The following is a 17,468-nucleotide window of genomic DNA, read 5'->3' as shown; positions in this document are numbered from 1 at the left end:
TAGTTTCCTCACTTTACAACCTTCTCGATAAAATTCCGAATAGAAGACAAGCCATCTGGCGTTCCGATACTCTCTGGATGGTACTGGAATCCATAAATTGGAAGGTTTTTGTGTTGAATTCCCATAATAGCTTGGTCATCAGTCGAACGAGCTGTCACTTCAAAGCCTTCTGGCATTTCTTCAATCAAAATGCTGTGATAACGCATGACTGGACGACCATCCTCAATGCCTTGATAGAGAACAGATGGCGCTTCAAAGCTGATATGGCTCTGTTTCCCATGCATGACTTTTGGAGCCAAGCCTAGCTTCCCACCAAAGACCTCTGCGATAGCTTGGTGACCCAAACAAATTCCAAGAATCGGCTTCTTCCCAGCAAAATCACGAATCATGTCTTCCATCTTTCCGGCATCCACCGGCCAACCAGGACCAGGAGAAAAGACCAGACCATCTGCTTTTTCAGCTTCTTCATACAGCTTGGAATCATCATTTCTCAAGACCTGCACTTCTGCAAAATTCCCAATGTACTGCGCCAAGTTATAGGTAAAAGAATCATAGTTGTCAATCAATAAAATCATGGTCTTAGTTCTCCAATTCTAGTCATAGATTTAGCCTTGTTAATGGTTTCTTGGTATTCGTTTTGGGCGATGGAGTCATAGACAATCCCTGCCCCAGCCTGCACATAGGCTATTTGATTTTTGAGAATCATAGTTCGGATGGCAATGGCGAAATCCATATCACCCGTCGCAGACAAGTAGCCGATTGCTCCTGCATATACGCCTCGTTTTTCCATCTCCAGTTCATAGATCCGTCTCATGGCCCGAATCTTTGGTGCTCCTGAAACTGTTCCAGCTGGAAGTGTAGCTTTCAAGGCATCCATGGCATTGAGTTCTGGAAGCAAACGTCCCTTGACCACGCTGGTCAAATGCATGACATAACGGAAGAGCTCCACTTCCATATACTTAGTGACTTGGACACTTGCCGTTTCAGAGATGCGGCCGATATCGTTACGTCCCAAGTCTACTAACATTCGATGTTCTGCTGTTTCCTTCTCATCAGACAGGAGGTCTGTCGCCAAGGCCTTGTCCTCTTCATCCGTAGCTCCTCTTGGTCGCGTACCTGCAATCGGATTGGTAGTTACGATGCCATTTTTGACAGAAACCAAACTTTCTGGACTAGCACCGATGATTTGATAATCCCCAAAATCATAGAAATAGAGGTAATTAGATGGATTGGTCACGCGGAGATTTCTGTAGAAGTCAAAAGGATTTCCAGTAACTTCTGCTGAGAAACGCTGACTGAGCACGCATTGGAACATATCACCATTACGAATCAAGTCACGAGCGGTTTCGACCATTTGCTCAAACTTCTGAGGGGCGATATGCGGTTTGAAGTCTAGCGGAGATAAATCCAAGTCTTCAAATTCATTTGGAGCAGGGATGCGTAACTCCTCTAGCACTTGGTTCAAGGCTTTTTCCAAGTCTTCTTGACTGCGCTCGCTGTAAAGAGCATCTTCGATGACATGGATTTTTTCCTTCTTGTGGTCAAAGACCATGTAGCTCTCATAGACAAAGAAATGCATGTCTGGCGTTCCAATGGTATCCTCAGGGATTTGACCGATTTCTTCATAGAGCGAAATCATATCGTAACCGACAAAGCCAATAGCTCCCCCACCAAAAGGGAGGTCTGAATGGTGCTGGCTCTTATGAGTCACATCATAAAGGAAATCCAAAGGATCCCGATCAATCACTTGCCCATTTTGATAGAGGACTCCATTTTCAAACTGAATCTCAAAAACAGGATTATAGGCTAGGATAGAAAAACGAGCGGTTTCCTTGTCTCTCGGAATACTTTCTAAGATCACCTTGTGTTGCCCCTTTAGGCGCATATAAGCCAAGATTGGTGATAAGACATCTCCATGAATGATTCGTTCCATTGTAATTTCCCTTTCAGTTCTACTTCTAGTCCGTGGCGATTGTATGAAAAATCCCCACGCAAAATAACTTGCGTGAGGACGAAATTCGCGGTGCCACCTCAATTATAGGATTTCTCCTATCTCTCATTCCTGTCTCAGAAAGCTCTTGTAACAGGCTGTGCGATAAAGAGCACTCCCTTGAGAATTATGTTTTCTTCTCTCGTTTCAGATGGACCCAACCTTACAGCTTTCTCTGCTTGTTTTCAGCAACCACAAGCTCTCTGTGAGAGAAAAGGCTGTAATTTTTCCATCTCTTATTTCTTAGCTTCTAGGTAGTCTGCAATCGCAGCTACGTCCTTGTCTCCACGACCAGAGACATTGATGATGATAATATCATCCTTACTTAGTTTCGGTGCACGTTTAACCGCTTCTGCGATGGCGTGCGAACTTTCAATCGCTGGGATAATCCCTTCAGTCTTGCTTAGAAGGAGCAAGGCTTGAACAGCTTCTTCATCTGTCGCTGCTACGTATTCTACGCGGCCTGAATCTTTGAAGTAGGCGTGTTCTGGGCCGACCCCTGGATAGTCCAAACCAGCTGAGATAGAGTAAACTGGCGCCAGCTCTCCGTCTTCCTTAAAGACTGCATAGGTCTTCATACCATCGACAATTCCGACACTACCTTTTGTCATAGTGGCTGCATGCTTGTCTGTGTCAAGTCCATGACCGGCAGCTTCGACCCCAACCAATTTGACTTCTTCATCAGCCACATACTGTGAAAAAGCACCGATAGCATTGGAACCACCACCTACACAGGCAATGACGTAGTCTGGTAAACGGCCTTCTTTTTCCAAGATTTGACGGCGAGATTCTTCACTGATGACCTTTTGGAATTCATGAACAATTGTAGGATAAGGATGAGGTCCTACAGCAGATCCCAAAACGTAGAAGGCTTCAAGGTCATTCATCCATGCTCCAAAGGCTGCATCGACCGCATCCTTGAGAGTTCGTGTCCCTGTTTCAACTGCGTGAACGGTCGCTCCCATCATCTCCATACGGAAAACATTGAGACGTTGACGCTCCACATCTTCTGCCCCCATGTAGACATCACAAGCCATACCAAACTTGGCTGCAGCAGCTGCTGTCGCAACACCGTGCTGACCAGCCCCTGTTTCTGCAATGACACGTTTTTTACCCATACGTTTGGCAAGAAGAATTTGCCCTAAAACGTTGTTGAGTTTGTGAGAACCAAGGTGGTTCAGGTCTTCACGTTTAAGATAAATCTTAGCCCCACCTAAGTGATCTGTCAAACTTTCCGCAAAATAAAGCGGTGTTTCGCGACCTGAATAGTCTTTTAAGTAATGACGAAATTCTGCCAAAAACTCTGGATCATCCTTGTATTTATCAAATGTCACTTCTAACTCATCCAACAAAGCCTGAATCGGCTCCGGTACAAAACTACCACCAAATTGTCCAAAATATCCTTTAGTTGTCATAAAATTTTCCTCTTTCCATATTAATCCGGCCGTTTTGTTTGCTTTTAGTAGTAGGCAAGGAGCTGCAGATAGAACTCAAGTTCATCAAAGCGACTTAACGCCCTAATAAAAGATAAACAAAATGACCGAAAGAAAAAAGCCCACACACAGAATCTACTTCTGTGTGAGGGCGTTGGTAACGCGGTGCCACCTCAATTATAAAGGGACTATTCCCCTTTACATCTCTGCCTTGTCTAACAACAAGTTGCACTGTAAGGTGTGCGCACCGAATTTTCATTGTTTCAAATTCATTTTTAAAATCAGCCCACTTTCACTACTTCCAACCACCTGTTCACAATCACCACAGGCTCCCTGAAGATCAAAAATAGTTACTTTTCTGATTTGTTGAGAATATTATATGCTATTGTCCGCTTTTTGTCAAGATTTTTTATTATTTTTTTCCAGAACCGAGGATTTCTTCAGAAATTCTCACCAAAGTCTGAACGATGTAATCAACTTCTTCATCGCTTAATTTAGTGTGAAGAGGGAGGGTAATTTCATTTTCAAAGAAGGCATAGGCCCTTGGATAATCTGCCATATCAAAACCAAGATTCTTATAGGCTGTCAAGAGAGGAAGCGGTTTATAGTGTACATTACTTGCAATTCCTGCTTTGGCCAATTCTTGGATGATGAGGTTGCGTTCTTCTAAACTTGCTCCTTCTACATGGGTGATGTAGAGGTGGCGTGAAGATTCGACAGTATCAGTCTTGTGTGCCAGTGGGTGAATACGAGTACCCGCAAACCCACGATCATAGCGGTCCACGATGTCCTTACGACGTTGTAGCAAAGCTGGGTAACGGTCCAATTGTACCAAACCAATCGAAGCAATGATATCCGTCATATTGCACTTGTAGGCTGGTGTAACGATATCGTATTCCCATGAACCCAATTGCATCTTGGCAAGAGCATCCTTTGTTTGACCGTGAAGGGAAAGGATTTGAAACTCCTTGTACATCTCTTCGTCGTCAATCGCTGGATTGGCTTTCCAAGTCGCACTTCCTCCCTCAGCCGTTGTAAAGTTCTTAACAGCATGGAATGAGAAGGAAGTAAAGTCAGCGATCGAACCAGCTGGTTGCCCTTTATAGGTCGATCCCAAAGCATGAGCACTATCAGAGACAATCACGATACGATTAAAGGCTTTTTGCCACTTGCTAGCAGCTGTAAAGAGATCACGTTTTTTCTCCACGACTTGGAACAAACGGTCATAGTCGCACACAATCCCTGCAAGCTCAACCGGAATAATCACCTTAGTCTTTTCAGTAATGGCTTGCTCTAGCAAGTCATAGTCCATTTCAAAAGTATCTGCTTGGATATCCACCATGACAGGTGTTGCTCCTACGTGAGTGATGACACTACATGAAGCTGTATAAGTCATAGCTGGAACGATGACTTCATCACCTGGTCCCACTTCCAAAACACGCAAAATCAACTCAAGAGCGGCTGTCGCAGAGTTGAGGCAGACAGTCTTAGGTGTCTGTGTGTATTGAGACAAGCGGCGCTCCAGTTCTTTTGTCTTCGGACCTGTTGTAATCCAACCAGAACGAAGGGTATCCGCTACTTCAGCAATTTCAGCTTCGGTAATATCGGGAGGTGAAAATGGAATATTGTAATTTGGCATTGATTTGCTCCTTTTATCTGTACTCATTTTCTCATGACTACTTTATTTTAGCACTTCAAACACGGTTTGAAACATGATTTTGATGTCTCCAAGGAAACTAAACTCTCGGAGATAGGCGAGGTTATAGCGCATCTTTTCAGGGAGGACGTGTTCGATATAGGCCTGGTCAACCGACAGACCTTTCTCTGTCATCTGACTGATGATCGTATCCTCATCCTTGTAGTTGATGCTGGCTGGAGAGGTGATTCCTGCTGGCAAGAGCAAGGTCGCCATCATTTCAGGACTATACTGCTTGGTGTAACGTGGCACTTCAGGTCGTGTACCGACAAAGGACATTTCGCCTTTAAGGACATTGACCAACTGAGGCAGTTCGTCCAAACGCACACGGCGGATGAAATTTCCAACTTTGGTAATACGGCTATCGTTAGCAGAAGTCACTAGACTTCCTTTTTTATCCGCATCCGTTACCATAGTACGGAACTTCCAAATCTTGAACGGACGGTTGTACTGGGTCACGCGCTCTTGCTTGTAAATGACAGGTCCCTTGCTATCCAACTTGATCCAAATGCTCAAGATAAGAAAGATGGGAGAAGTCAAAACTAGCAAAAACAAGGCCAGAACCCAATCCAGGCAACGCTTGAAAATCAGCGAACCCTTCCTTTTAGAGACAAGCTGGTAGTAAGACTCAACCTCGCTTGATTGCATCTCCACGGGCAAGTCTTCCCATTTCAGCATGCTGTTTCTCCTTTGTTTTTATTATACTATTTGTCAACATTTTTCATTATACCACAAAATGGAAAAGGCGGTGCAAGAAATCTGTAATTTAAAGGAATTCTTCTTTAGGTAAGAGCCCCTGCCTGCAAGCTATACATCTTGTGATAGGTTCCTTCCAAGGCCAAGAGTTCCTCATGGGTTCCACTCTCAATGATGCGCCCCTTGTCCAAGACATAGATGCAGTTGGCGTCTTGGATGGTCGAAAGGCGATGAGCAATAGCAATGGTCGTCCGACCCTGTCTCATCTTAGCTAGGGAATCTTGAACCAAACTTTCTGTTTCAGAGTCAATATTGGCTGTCGCTTCATCCAAAATCAGGATTTTAGGCTGACTGGCGACTGTTCTAGCAAAGGCAAGAAGCTGGCGCTGGCCAGTAGAAAAACTCGAGCCACGCTCAGACACAGGTGCATCATAACCCTGCGGAAGGTCCTGAATAAAGGAATCTGCATCAACAAAGGCAGCCGCAGCCTGGACTTCTTCATCACTAAGATCTTGATACATGGCGATATTGGACTTGATAGTCCCGTGATAGAGGAAGGGATCCTGCAAGACCAAACCGATGTTTTTTCTCAACTCTTCCTGACTGTAGTTTCGGATATCCACATCATCCAAGAGAATGCGGCCTGACTGAAATTCATAAAAGCGCATGAGGACATTGATAATGGAAGATTTCCCGGAACCTGTATGACCTACAAAGGCAATGGTTTCACCCTTCTTAACTGAAAAGGAAATGTCATCCAGAATCGGATGTTTACCGTCATAAGAGAAACACACATGTTCAAAACGGATATTGCCTTCTTTGACTTTAGCTTGCCCATTCTCTTGAAGAGGCTCATAGGTCGTCTCGTCAATCAAGGCAAAGACACGGCCTGCAGATACCATAGACGTTTGCAGGGTTGAAAAGTTTTGCGTTACCTCAATAAGGGGATCAAAAAGACGATTGATATACTGGATAAAGGCATACATGGTTCCTGCTGTTATTCCCAGATAAAGCCCACGGTAGCCAAAATAGGCCATCAAAACAGCGTAGCCTAGAAGTTTCAACAAACTCATGGCAGGTCTCAAAAAGAGGGCATCCAAGGCCACAGAACGGTTGGCATAGACCAAGTGTTCTTGGTTGATCTCATCAAATTCTGCCTGCAGGCGCTTCTCTTGATTAAAGGCCTGGATAATCCTGATTCCCTCGATGTTTTCTGCCAGCTTACTATTGATATCCGACAAGAGACTTCTGGTTTTCTCGATGATTTTCACTGACTTTTTCCGATAGAGATTGACCAAAAGGAAAATCAAGGGAAGAAAGAGTAAGACTAAAGCTGTCAAACGAAAATCCAGCACCAACATGGTATACAGAGTTGTCAGAAAGATAAAAACTGCTGAAATAAAGCTGGATAAAATCCCCGAAAACATATCACTGATGGTCTCGGTATCATTTGTCAAACGTGAGACGATGGAACCTGCTGGCGTCTTGTCAAAATAAGACATGCCCAGTTTCTCCATATTGGCAAAGGCATCCCGCCGAATGTCTCTGACAATACTGTAAGACACCCGTGCAAAGAGAAGATTGCCGACATACTGAACTAGAGTTTGCAGGAGATAAAGACCATAGTAGACCAGCAAAACGGTCACGGCCAGTTGATTAAGATTGCTGAGATACTGGTCGATAAAGCGGGAAGCTACAAGTGGAATGATGCTTTTAATGACCGTAGTCGCAAGGAGAAAACTTAATGCCAAAAAGGTCAGGAGGCCATAGGGCTTGAGATAGGACATCAGGCGCTTCAATACAGTCCATTGTTCTTTCTTATTCTGCATCTTCCTCTCCTTTCATTTCCAACTGCTGAGACTGGTAAGTTTGGGCATACCAGCCATCCATGGCTAGCAAGTCTTCGTGTCTACCCCGTTCTATAATTTGGCCATTTTGCAGAACCAAGATTAGATCTGCATGGACAACTGCACTGAGGCGATGAGCCGTGATGATGGTTGTCTTATCCTTACGCGTTTCCTTGAGATTGTCGATAATCGCATACTCTGTCTTAGCATCCACGGCTGACAAAGAATCATCTAGAATCAAGATGTCAGGGTCTAAAATCATAGCCCGACTCATGGCCAGACGTTGCTTTTGACCACCAGAAAGACTGACTCCCTTTTCACCAATCAACGTATCAAATCCCTGAGGCATGGCTACAATATCTTGGTAAACTTGTGCTAGCTTGGTCGCTTCCTCAACTGCTGAAAGGGGTAAATTAGGATTGCCAAAGCGGATATTGTCTAAAATAGAGGTCGCAAAGAGGAACTGGTCCTGAGGAACATAGCCCATAAGGCTGCGAAGGTCCGTCAGACGATAATTCCGAATGTCATGACCATTTAGGTAAATAGCTCCTTTATCTACATCGTATTCTCGCAAGAGAAGTTTAATCAAGGATGTTTTCCCAGAGCCTGTCTGACCAACCAAGCCCAGAGTTTGCCCTTTTGCCAAGCTAAAGTGAATATCCGTCAGTGTCTCCTCATTTTCAAAGGCAAAGCTGTCAATAGCATACTCCAAGCGCCCATTTTCAATACCGTCCAGAGGAAATTCAGGATCTTTTACAGGTGATTCCTGAGACAAAAGATCCTCAATCCGCTGATAGGACACCTTCCCTCGCTGAGTAATATTAAAGAGGAAACCAATAGCCATAAGAGGCCAAACCAGCATATCCAAGTAGCTGATAAAGGTAACCAGATTTCCAACCGTAATCTGCCCCTCCTGAACAATCAAAGAACCGACCAAAAGAGTTAAAACGTAGGACGAACCAACAAACAAGAGAACCATAGGGTCAAAGAGACTATCGTATTTCATGGTTTGGAGATTCTTTTGGAAGGTCAATTCATTGACTGCCTGAAAGGACTTCAACTCATCCGCCTGATAACCGAAAGATTTGGTCACTTTGATACCTGATACAGACTCCTGCACCTTGTTATTGAGTTCAGAAAAGGCTGCCTGTGACTCGCCAAAGGCCTTGTGGGTCTTTCTCCCTAGACGACTGGTCGCATAAGCCATAAAAGGCAAGGGAAGAATGGCAACCAAAGTCATTTGCCATGAAATGCTAAAGAGCATGGTCAACAAAGTCACCAGTGCCGTGATAGAAGCATCCACTGCTGACATGACTCCGCCACCTGCCAGACGCGTCAAGGCATTGATGTCATTTGTAGCGTGTGCCATCAGATCCCCCGTCCGATAGGTCTGATAAAAGGCTGGCGACATTTTAGTAAAATGCTCAAACAAACGAGACCGCATAATCTGCCCCAGACGGTAGGAGGTGCCAAGGATATACATGCGCCAAACATAGCGCAGATAGTACATCCCAAAGGCTGCCAGCAGCAGATAAAATAGATTAAGAAGGAGGTCCTGCTGGGTTAATTTCCCCGACGTAATGGCATCAATCACCCGTCCCATGACCATGGGGGGAATGAGATTGAGGACGGAAACCAAGACCAAGGCCACAATCCCGACTAAATAACGGCGCTTTTCTAACTTGAAAAACCACCAGAGTTTTTGAATAATGGACATAAAATCCCTTTCTGATTGCAAATGGAAACCTGAGGCCAAGACTCAATGAAAATCAAAGAGCAAACTAGGAAACTAGCCGCAGGCTGTACTTGAGTACGGCAAGGCGACGTTGACGCAGTTTGAATTTGATTTTTGAAGAGTACAAGACCCCAGGTTTTTCTTATTCATAAGTTACGACTGAGACGACACCCTTGTCATACTCAGCGATAAAGATATTGACAACATTGTCATACCCTTGTTTGCTGAGGTTATCAAGTAGCCATTCTTCGCTGCGACCAATGGTCTCCAAAATTTCGACTTGGATAACACCGTCTGTGACAACAGGATACTTGGGATTCTCATCTCCCATTTGGACTACGATAAGTTGACCGTTCTGCTCCTGCATAGCGCGTTTAACTTGTTTCATTTGGAAAATTCCCTGGCTACGGAGCTTAAGTGCTACGTCCGCTGCTGATAAACCAACCGAACGGCAGGCTTCTGGATCAATCTTCCCATTTTTGATGAGCAGGGTTGGCTTCCCATCAATTAAACGTTTCACAAAGTGAATATTGTTGTTAAGCCATTTGAGAGTCAAGACCAGAATGGTCCACATGATCAAGATAACTGCATACTGAAGGATACTGATGGCACTATTGTAAATCACCCCACCGATGATCCCCCCGAGTACATAGTTCTGAATTTGATCTATTGCTGAGTTAGGCGCTAGGTTGCCCTTTCCTGTCACATTAATTACGAAAACAAGAGAAAAGAGACCCAAGGCTAGTTTGATTAAAATTTCGATATAATTGAGTGTCATTTGTTCACCTCCACCAGTTCAATTGCATCTGTTTTATACAATTCCACTTTCTCTAGCAGGTACTTGTCTGGCTCACTTCCGTTCAAGGCACGATAATAGTGATCTCCTACCTTGATAAGTGCGCCATCAGTATCCGCAGAAGTATTGACATAGACCTCTGACTTGTCTACTCCCAATTCTTTGGAAACAAGCTCGATGAAATGAAGTGAAGCTTGAAATTTATTATTAGAAACTTGATTGTTTTGATAAGTCGTGATGCTGACTAAAAGGAGAGCTAATAAGGTCAAGGCTGAAATCATGACCAACTCACGAAATTTGGTCCCCTTTTTATCATGATAAGCCTTGAAAGCTAAAAATCCTGTCACAGCTAATAAAACAATCCCTAAACCAATCATGATGCCATTTTGCTGACCGATTTGGCTGAGGACATAGTCATAAGAATAGAATTTCATGTATTTTCACTCCCTTTCATAAAATCATTCTTAATTATAAACGAAAGAGGGTGATTTTTCAAACCATACGTTGGGGAAATGCGCCTTTTTTTGGTATAATATAGTCTGTAATCTGAATGAAAAAGGTAAGTTTATGAAACTCATATCATGGAATATTGATTCCCTCAATGCAGCCCTAACGAGCGACTCAGCTCGTGCAAAATTGTCCCAAGAAGTCCTACAAACCTTGGTAGCCGAAAATGCTGATATTATCGCTATCCAAGAAACCAAGCTTTCTGCCAAGGGCCCTACTAAGAAACACATAGAAGTGCTTGAAGAACTCTTCCCAGGTTATGAAAACACTTGGCGTTCCTCTCAAGAACCTGCTCGCAAAGGCTACGCTGGAACCATGTTCCTCTATAAGAAAGAACTCACACCAACGATTAGCTTCCCAGAAATCGGTGCTCCTTCTACCATGGATTTGGAAGGCCGCATCATCACCTTGGAATTTGATACATTTTTCGTAACGCAAGTTTACACTCCAAACGCTGGTGATGGGCTCAAACGCTTGGAAGAACGCCAAGTCTGGGATGTCAAATATGCTGAGTATTTGGCGCAACTAGACAAAGAAAAACCAGTCCTTGCGACTGGAGACTACAACGTAGCTCACAAGGAAATCGACCTTGCAAATCCTGCCAGCAACCGCCGTTCACCAGGATTTACAGACGAGGAGCGTGCTGGATTTACCAACCTCTTGGCAACTGGATTTACTGACACCTTCCGCCATATTCACGGCGATGTCCCAGAACGTTATACTTGGTGGGCCCAACGTAGCAAGACTTCTAAAATCAACAATACAGGCTGGAGAATCGACTACTGGCTCACTAGCAACCGCGTGGCTGACAAGGTGACCAAGTCTGACATGATTGACTCAGGTGCGCGTCAAGACCATACGCCGATTGTATTGGAAATTGAACTTTAAGGAGAAAGCTAATGGACTATCAAGCTGTCATTCCTGAATTTGTAGTATCTGACCTCGAAAAGTCACGCCACTTCTACTGCGACTTGCTGGGATTTTCTGTCGAATACGAGCGTCCAGAGGAGAAATTTCTCTTCCTCTCGCTTGAAGACTGCCAACTTATGCTAGAAGAAGGCAGCACAGAAGAATTAGCCCAACTAACCTATCCTTTCGGGCGCGGTGTCAATATTTCCTTTGGCATTGAAGATGTCCCACAGCTCCACCAAAAACTGCTGGAAGCTGACTATCCTATTTATCGTCCTTTGACTAAGAGAACATTTCGTGTTGGGGATCACTACATCTATCCTCACGAATTTGCCGTTTTGGATCCAGATGGTTATTTTTTAAGATTTAGCGAATAGAAGAATAAAAGGCTACAATACTTTCTAGCGTTGCAGCCTTTTATTCGTTCGCTTTTATGAACTATTTGCTAACAAAATATTTGATTTATAAAGCTAATTGGTGTAAAATAAAAACATTGGCAGTAACCTGTTTAAAATTGAATATCATTTTACTTGTTTATGTCGTGAATTGGCACGACGTTTCTACAAGGTGCCGTAACACCTAACAATGAGTATGTCAGCTGAAGGTATGGTGTTGGCCATGCCTATTTTGGGGACTTACTTAGGGGATTAAGTAGGTCCTTTTTCTATTTCTTGCTAGAAACTCTAGACAAGCAAATGAAGTATCTTTTAGACTTTAGGAGGTCTTATGAAATTATTAGAAGAGCGCATCCTCAAGGATGGGCATATCTTGGGTGACAACATCCTCAAGGTGGATTCCTTTTTAACCCACCAAGTTGACTTTAGCTTGATGCGAGAGATTGGTAAGGTTTTTGCGGAAAAATTCGCTTCTGCTGGCATTACCAAGGTCGTAACCATTGAAGCGTCAGGTATTGCCCCAGCCGTTTTTACAGCTGAAGCTTTAAATGTTCCCATGATTTTCGCCAAGAAAGCTAAAAACATCACCATGAACGAAGGCATCTTAACCGCCCAAGTCTACTCCTTTACCAAGCAGGTGACCAGCACCGTTTCCATCGCTGGAAAATTCCTCTCACCAGAGGACAAGGTCTTGATTATCGATGATTTCCTAGCAAATGGACAAGCTGCCAAAGGCTTGATCCAAATCATCGAACAAGCCGGAGCAAAAGTTGAAGCGATTGGTATTGTGATTGAAAAATCTTTCCAAGATGGTCGTGATTTGCTTGAAAAAGCAGGATATCCCGTCCTATCACTGGCCCGTTTGGATCGTTTTGAAAATGGTCAGGTCGTATTTAAGGAGGCAGATCTCTAATGCAAAAACAAGAAAAACACTCACAAGCAGCCGTTCTTGGCTTACAGCACTTACTAGCCATGTACTCAGGATCCATCCTGGTTCCCATCATGATTGCGACAGCTCTGGGCTATTCAGCTGAGCAATTGACCTACCTGATTTCTACCGATATCTTCATGTGTGGGGTGGCGACCTTCCTCCAACTCCAACTCAACAAATACTTTGGGATTGGACTACCAGTCGTTCTCGGAGTTGCCTTCCAATCCGTCGCTCCTTTGATTATGATTGGGCAAAGTCACGGTAGCGGTGCTATGTTTGGTGCCCTTATCGTTTCTGGGATTTATGTAGTTCTGATTTCAGGTATTTTCTCAAAAGTAGCCAATCTCTTCCCATCTATCGTAACAGGATCTGTTATTACCACGATTGGATTGACCCTGATTCCAGTCGCTATCGGAAATATGGGAAATAATGTTCCAGAGCCAACTGGTCAAAGCCTTTTGCTTGCAGCTATCACTGTTTTGACTATCCTCTTGATCAACATCTTTACCAAAGGATTTATTAAGTCGATTTCGATTTTGATTGGGTTGGTCGTTGGAACTGCCATTGCTGCTACCATGGGCTTGGTAGATTTCTCCCCTGTTGCGGCAGCACCGCTTGTCCATGTCCCAACTCCACTCTACTTTGGGATGCCAACTTTTGAAATCTCTTCTATTGTCATGATGTGTATCATTGCAACGGTGTCTATGGTTGAATCCACTGGTGTTTATCTGGCCTTGTCTGATATTACCAATGACCCAATCGACAGCACACGCCTTCGCAACGGTTACCGCGCAGAAGGTTTGGCCGTACTTCTCGGAGGAATCTTTAACACCTTCCCTTACACAGGATTTTCACAAAACGTTGGTTTGGTTAAATTATCAGGTATCAAGACCCGTCTGCCAATCTACTACGCAGCTGGTTTCCTAGTCCTCCTTGGACTCCTTCCTAAGTTTGGAGCCCTCGCCCAAATCATTCCAAGCCCTGTCCTTGGAGGGGCCATGCTGGTGATGTTTGGCTTTGTTTCCCTTCAAGGGATGCAAATCCTTGCCCGCGTTGACTTTGCTAACAATGAACATAACTTCCTTATCGCAGCAGTTTCAATCGCTGCAGGTGTCGGACTCAACAATAGTAATCTCTTCGTCAGCATGCCGACAGCCTTCCAAATGTTCTTCTCAAACGGAATCGTCGTAGCCAGCTTACTGGCCATTGTACTCAATGCCGTCCTAAACCGGAAAAAGAAATAAGAAAAAGAGGTGGGAGCCTCTTTTTTGTTTATCTATATCCTTACCTGTCTTTCTTCTGACCGCTGGCCTGTGACAAACATGGTAAAGGTGGCTTTGCAGACATTTCTGCCTTCTTGATTGGTGATATCCACATCCACTACACAGGTTGTGCGACCTTGATGGACACATTCTCCTTTAATGGTCAGCACATCGTCGAGTTTTCCTGCCTTGAGGTAGTTGATAGAGGACTGGAGCGTCACTCCATCAAGCCCCAGCGAGATGACCACCAAACCACTGATTTGGTCACAAAGGGTGAAGAGATAGCCACCATGGGCATTGCCATAGTAGTTGAGCGACGAGTCCACTACTTTTGTCGTCACCACGACATGACCATCTCTCATTTTTTCTATTTCGTAATTTTCAAAGGCAGATATAGCGTCAAAATGAAAATCTTTCATCGTTTCCTCCTGATAGTTCAAACGACACTATGATACTACTTTTTATAGGACTGTGCAAGGAGAAAGCTCTTAGTCTGGCAAAATTCCGACCTGTTCTACAAAGCGCATAAAGGCTTCCTGTCCTTGTTCCGTCTGCTTGTAAACTCCTGCATCCTCCAAAACACGTGCAAAAATAGCACCCACAGAGTCCTTGACGATTTCAAGGGCTTTTTCTTTATCTGCTAGGTCCAGATGTTGGGCTTTAAGCTGGTCTGCCCATTCCTGATGATAAGCAGCAACCGCTTCACCATCTCCCACAAGGTAGCTTGCAACTTGCTCCACTTCCGCTTTCAAACGAGGTGGTAAGATAGCCAAGCCCATGACCTCAATCAAGCCGATATTTTCCTTCTTGATATGTTGAACATCCTTGTGGGGATGATAGATGCCATCCGGATGCTCTGCCGAAGTCTGATTGTCCCGCAAGACCAAGTCCAATTCAAACTGTCCATCACGCTTACGCGCAATCGGTGTGATAGTGTGATGCGGTCTCCCGTCTGTCTCTGCTAAAATCTGCACTTCAGAATCTGAATACTGGCGCCATTCCTGCAAAATCTTATCAGCCAAGTTGATCAAATCCTCTTTGGAATCCGAAGTCAAACGAAGCACTGACATAGGCCACTTGACAATCCCAGCCTTGACCTGCTCAAAACCAGCAAAACAGAAAGTCTTTTGCAGGGGAGCCAATTCCATAGGAAACACGTGACGGCCTCCTTGATAGTGATCATGAGTCAGAATAGAGCCTCCCACGATTGGCAGGTCGGCATTAGAGCCTGCAAAATAGCCAGGAAACTGCTCTACAATAGCCAGCAGACGCTCAAAGCTCTGATGACTAATGGCCATAGGTCGATGCTGACCATCTAAGAAGATACAGTGCTCATTAAAATAAGCATAGGGCGAATACTGGAAGCCCCACTCCTGACCAGCCATTTCAAAACGGATAATGCGGTGATTGCTGCGAGCTGGGTGGTTAACCCGACCATGGTAGCCTTCGTTCTCTAGACAAAGCTGACACTGTGGGTAATTGCTAGCTTGAACCAACTTAGCTGCCGCAATCTCCTTTGGATCCTTTTCAGGCTTAGAGAGGTTGATGGTAATCTCAAGCTCTCCATAGTCTGATGGAACGCGATAAGCGATATTCTTAGAAATAGCCTTGAGCTTGATATAGTCGTTTTTCTGGCTGAGCTGGTAAAAATCCGCTATCGCCTGTTCGGGAGATTGGGCGTAGGTTGTCCAAAAGTCACGATTAACCTGACTTGGACAAGGGGTCACCAAGTCCATCAGTTCAGCACCGAGGATTTCACGCGCAGTCTGACTATCCTCAATCGTCTCTAATCGAACCGCTTTCTCGACCAACTGGTCCTTGAGGTCAATCAACTCATCTAGATCAGTCTCAACCTCCAAAACACCATCTCCCACTCGTGCCAAGACACGATTGGTTAGGTAGATTCGATCCATTTCCTCAAATGAACTTTCAGCAATAACGTGTGTTACAAATTTATCTACTAAGGTCACCATAGAGCCTCCTTTTAACTAGTCAAGGACGCGAGTGCCACCTGCAACCTCAGCGATATAGAAGCTTGGAGCGTATCCAACTACTTCCTCGTAGTGCTTGCCTACAGCTTCCTTAAAGGCCTCAACAGCATCTTTTCGCACCAAGGCAATGGCACAGCCACCAAATCCTGCCCCTGTCATACGAGCACCCAGAACACCTTCTTGTGCCCAAGCCGTATGAACAAGGGTATCCAATTCCAAGCCAGTTACTTCATAGTCATGTTCTAGAGAAACGTGAGAAGCATTCATCAAGCGACCAAATGTTTCCAAATCACCTGCTTGAAGGGCTGCTTGAGCTTTAAGAGTACGTTGGTTTTCAAGCACAGCATGGCGAGCTCGTTTTAAGCGATTTTCGTCTTTAATCAGATAGCTATATTGGTCAAAGGCCCACTCATCCAATTCACCCAAGGTCTGAATATCCAAGGCAGCTTGCAATTCTTCTACTGCTTTTTCACACTCATCACGACGTTCATTGTACTTAGAGTCCGCCAGTTCACGACGTTTGTTGGTGTTCATGATAACAACGACATTGTCCTTCAAATCAAGTGGCACCAAGTCATACTCCAAGGTGTTGGTATCCAGGTAAATGGCACGTTGGTCAGCACCCATACCGATAGCAAACTGGTCCATGATACCAGAGTTGACTCCGATAAAGTTGTTTTCTGTTTGTTTTCCGATTTTAACCAAATCCAAACGGTCTAGTTTTAAATCAAAGAGATGCTCTGCAACGACCCCTGTCAAGAGTTCCAAAGATGCTGATGAAGACAAGCCAGAACCATTTGGGATATTCCCATAAACATAAAAATCAAACCCTTTGTCAATCACATGTCCAGCTTCTTGCAAGAAATGAAGAACCCCTTTTGGATAGTTGGTCCAGCTGTGATCTTTTTCAAATTTGAGGTCAGCAAGAGGCACTTCGATGATACCTTTGTCCTCAAAGTTAGCTGAGTAGAAACGCAAGACTTGGTCGTCACGCTTGCGAGCTGCACCGTATGTTCCCAAGGAAATAGCAGCTGGAAAAACGTGCCCGCCATTGTAGTCCGTGTGTTCACCAATCAAATTGATGCGACCTGGTGAAAAGAAGGTTTGGTCTGCTTCTTGACCAAAAACGGCAAGAAAGTCTTTACGAAGGGCTTCAGCAGTAAGATGTTGTGTCATATGAATTCTCCTTTGACTGTCCGTTAAGCCACCTTAACGTGTAATCGTTTTCTTCTATTGTATCCAAGGTTTTTACCAAGGTCAATCCTTTTTACTAAAGTTTT

At 44.4% G+C, this 17,468-nt stretch carries 16 protein-coding genes, 1 riboswitch and 2 other annotated features; of the genes, 4 read left to right on the top strand and 12 right to left on the bottom strand.

Annotated elements, in window-relative coordinates:
• Positions 1-8: 8 nt before the first annotated feature.
• The 9 genes from DG474_RS02445 to DG474_RS02405 all read right to left on the bottom strand — a co-directional run bounded on the left by DG474_RS02445 (position 9) and on the right by DG474_RS02405 (position 10,627).
• Positions 9-575: an aminodeoxychorismate/anthranilate synthase component II gene (locus DG474_RS02445; RefSeq protein WP_255778718.1), complete on the bottom strand. Its 567-nt coding sequence runs from the start codon at positions 573-575 to the stop codon at positions 9-11.
• On the bottom strand, positions 572-1,933 hold the full coding sequence (gene trpE / locus DG474_RS02440; protein ID WP_255778717.1) for an anthranilate synthase component I: 1,362 nt from the start codon (positions 1,931-1,933) through the stop codon (positions 572-574). The genes DG474_RS02445 and trpE overlap by 4 nt, the downstream gene beginning before the upstream one ends.
• Before the next feature lie 71 nt (positions 1,934-2,004).
• Positions 2,005-2,230: a binding site (T-box leader), on the bottom strand.
• Entirely contained in the window at positions 2,227-3,405 is a 1,179-nt protein-coding gene (trpB, locus tag DG474_RS02435) for a tryptophan synthase subunit beta (RefSeq protein WP_000208442.1), read from the bottom strand. (Overlaps the previous feature by 4 nt.)
• 162 nt (positions 3,406-3,567) lie before the next feature.
• Positions 3,568-3,793: a binding site (T-box leader), on the bottom strand.
• Positions 3,794-3,835: 42 nt separating this feature from the next.
• Entirely contained in the window at positions 3,836-5,062 is a 1,227-nt protein-coding gene (locus DG474_RS02430) for a DegT/DnrJ/EryC1/StrS family aminotransferase (RefSeq protein WP_255778716.1), read from the bottom strand.
• 42 nt (positions 5,063-5,104) lie between these two features.
• A complete protein-coding gene (locus DG474_RS02425; protein WP_255778715.1) occupies positions 5,105-5,797 on the bottom strand; it encodes a sugar transferase in 693 nt (230 codons plus the stop codon).
• 104 nt (positions 5,798-5,901) lie between these two features.
• The gene (locus DG474_RS02420; RefSeq protein ID WP_255778714.1) at positions 5,902-7,644 is read right to left on the bottom strand and encodes an ABC transporter ATP-binding protein; all 1,743 of its coding nucleotides are present in this window, start codon (positions 7,642-7,644) and stop codon (positions 5,902-5,904) included.
• A complete protein-coding gene (locus DG474_RS02415) occupies positions 7,634-9,379 on the bottom strand; it encodes an ABC transporter ATP-binding protein (protein ID WP_255778713.1) in 1,746 nt (581 codons plus the stop codon). Before DG474_RS02415 ends, DG474_RS02420 begins: the two co-directional genes overlap by 11 nt.
• Positions 9,380-9,539: 160 nt before the next feature.
• Positions 9,540-10,175, bottom strand: coding sequence for a DUF421 domain-containing protein (locus DG474_RS02410; protein ID WP_255778712.1), 636 nt, complete (start codon positions 10,173-10,175; stop codon positions 9,540-9,542).
• A complete protein-coding gene (locus DG474_RS02405; protein ID WP_139658371.1) occupies positions 10,172-10,627 on the bottom strand; it encodes a DUF3290 family protein in 456 nt (151 codons plus the stop codon). The genes DG474_RS02410 and DG474_RS02405 overlap by 4 nt, the downstream gene beginning before the upstream one ends.
• A gap of 133 nt (positions 10,628-10,760) precedes the next feature.
• Between DG474_RS02405 and DG474_RS02400 the strand changes: the two genes are divergently transcribed.
• From DG474_RS02400 to DG474_RS02385, 4 genes are all read left to right on the top strand, one after another.
• Entirely contained in the window at positions 10,761-11,588 is an 828-nt protein-coding gene (locus DG474_RS02400; protein ID WP_255778711.1) for an exodeoxyribonuclease III, read from the top strand.
• Between the two features lie 11 nt (positions 11,589-11,599).
• Positions 11,600-11,986 carry a bleomycin resistance protein gene (locus DG474_RS02395; RefSeq protein WP_042902628.1) on the top strand — a complete coding sequence of 129 codons (387 nt, stop codon included), beginning with the start codon at positions 11,600-11,602 and terminating at the stop codon, positions 11,984-11,986.
• Positions 11,987-12,119: 133 nt separating this feature from the next.
• A riboswitch (purine riboswitch) is annotated at positions 12,120-12,215 on the top strand.
• Between the two features lie 120 nt (positions 12,216-12,335).
• Positions 12,336-12,917 (top strand): xanthine phosphoribosyltransferase, encoded by a 582-nt coding sequence (locus tag DG474_RS02390; RefSeq protein WP_042902627.1) that lies wholly within the window; start codon positions 12,336-12,338, stop codon positions 12,915-12,917.
• Positions 12,917-14,179, top strand: coding sequence for a nucleobase:cation symporter-2 family protein (locus tag DG474_RS02385; RefSeq protein ID WP_049478418.1), 1,263 nt, complete (start codon positions 12,917-12,919; stop codon positions 14,177-14,179). The genes DG474_RS02390 and DG474_RS02385 overlap by 1 nt, the downstream gene beginning before the upstream one ends.
• A gap of 32 nt (positions 14,180-14,211) precedes the next feature.
• On the opposite strand, the gene DG474_RS02380 is transcribed toward DG474_RS02385, so the two are convergent.
• From DG474_RS02380 to DG474_RS02370, 3 genes are all read right to left on the bottom strand, one after another.
• Entirely contained in the window at positions 14,212-14,616 is a 405-nt protein-coding gene (locus tag DG474_RS02380; protein WP_000651199.1) for a PaaI family thioesterase, read from the bottom strand.
• Between the two features lie 69 nt (positions 14,617-14,685).
• The gene (locus DG474_RS02375; RefSeq protein ID WP_255778955.1) at positions 14,686-16,167 is read right to left on the bottom strand and encodes a UDP-glucose--hexose-1-phosphate uridylyltransferase; all 1,482 of its coding nucleotides are present in this window, start codon (positions 16,165-16,167) and stop codon (positions 14,686-14,688) included.
• 18 nt (positions 16,168-16,185) lie between these two features.
• A complete protein-coding gene (locus DG474_RS02370) occupies positions 16,186-17,364 on the bottom strand; it encodes a galactokinase (protein ID WP_255778710.1) in 1,179 nt (392 codons plus the stop codon).
• Positions 17,365-17,468 lie beyond the last annotated feature (104 nt).

Origin of the sequence: Streptococcus oralis (assembly GCF_024399415.1) — a bacterium.
Classification (GTDB): Bacteria; Bacillota; Bacilli; order Lactobacillales; family Streptococcaceae; genus Streptococcus; species Streptococcus oralis_CS.
Note: the sequence above shows the minus strand (reverse complement) of the source record. Positions and strands in the feature narration are given on the sequence as shown.

Coding starts and splice junctions, on each gene's coding strand:
- DG474_RS02445 (WP_255778718.1), bottom strand. CDS start 575: ATGATTTTATTGATTGACAACTATGATTCTTTTACCTATAACTTGGCG.
- trpE (WP_255778717.1), bottom strand. CDS start 1,933: ATGGAACGAATCATTCATGGAGATGTCTTATCACCAATCTTGGCTTAT.
- trpB (WP_000208442.1), bottom strand. CDS start 3,405: ATGACAACTAAAGGATATTTTGGACAATTTGGTGGTAGTTTTGTACCG.
- DG474_RS02430 (WP_255778716.1), bottom strand. CDS start 5,062: ATGCCAAATTACAATATTCCATTTTCACCTCCCGATATTACCGAAGCT.
- DG474_RS02425 (WP_255778715.1), bottom strand. CDS start 5,797: ATGCTGAAATGGGAAGACTTGCCCGTGGAGATGCAATCAAGCGAGGTT.
- DG474_RS02420 (WP_255778714.1), bottom strand. CDS start 7,644: ATGCAGAATAAGAAAGAACAATGGACTGTATTGAAGCGCCTGATGTCC.
- DG474_RS02415 (WP_255778713.1), bottom strand. CDS start 9,379: ATGTCCATTATTCAAAAACTCTGGTGGTTTTTCAAGTTAGAAAAGCGC.
- DG474_RS02410 (WP_255778712.1), bottom strand. CDS start 10,175: ATGACACTCAATTATATCGAAATTTTAATCAAACTAGCCTTGGGTCTC.
- DG474_RS02405 (WP_139658371.1), bottom strand. CDS start 10,627: ATGAAATTCTATTCTTATGACTATGTCCTCAGCCAAATCGGTCAGCAA.
- DG474_RS02400 (WP_255778711.1), top strand. CDS start 10,761: ATGAAACTCATATCATGGAATATTGATTCCCTCAATGCAGCCCTAACG.
- DG474_RS02395 (WP_042902628.1), top strand. CDS start 11,600: ATGGACTATCAAGCTGTCATTCCTGAATTTGTAGTATCTGACCTCGAA.
- DG474_RS02390 (WP_042902627.1), top strand. CDS start 12,336: ATGAAATTATTAGAAGAGCGCATCCTCAAGGATGGGCATATCTTGGGT.
- DG474_RS02385 (WP_049478418.1), top strand. CDS start 12,917: ATGCAAAAACAAGAAAAACACTCACAAGCAGCCGTTCTTGGCTTACAG.
- DG474_RS02380 (WP_000651199.1), bottom strand. CDS start 14,616: ATGAAAGATTTTCATTTTGACGCTATATCTGCCTTTGAAAATTACGAA.
- DG474_RS02370 (WP_255778710.1), bottom strand. CDS start 17,364: ATGACACAACATCTTACTGCTGAAGCCCTTCGTAAAGACTTTCTTGCC.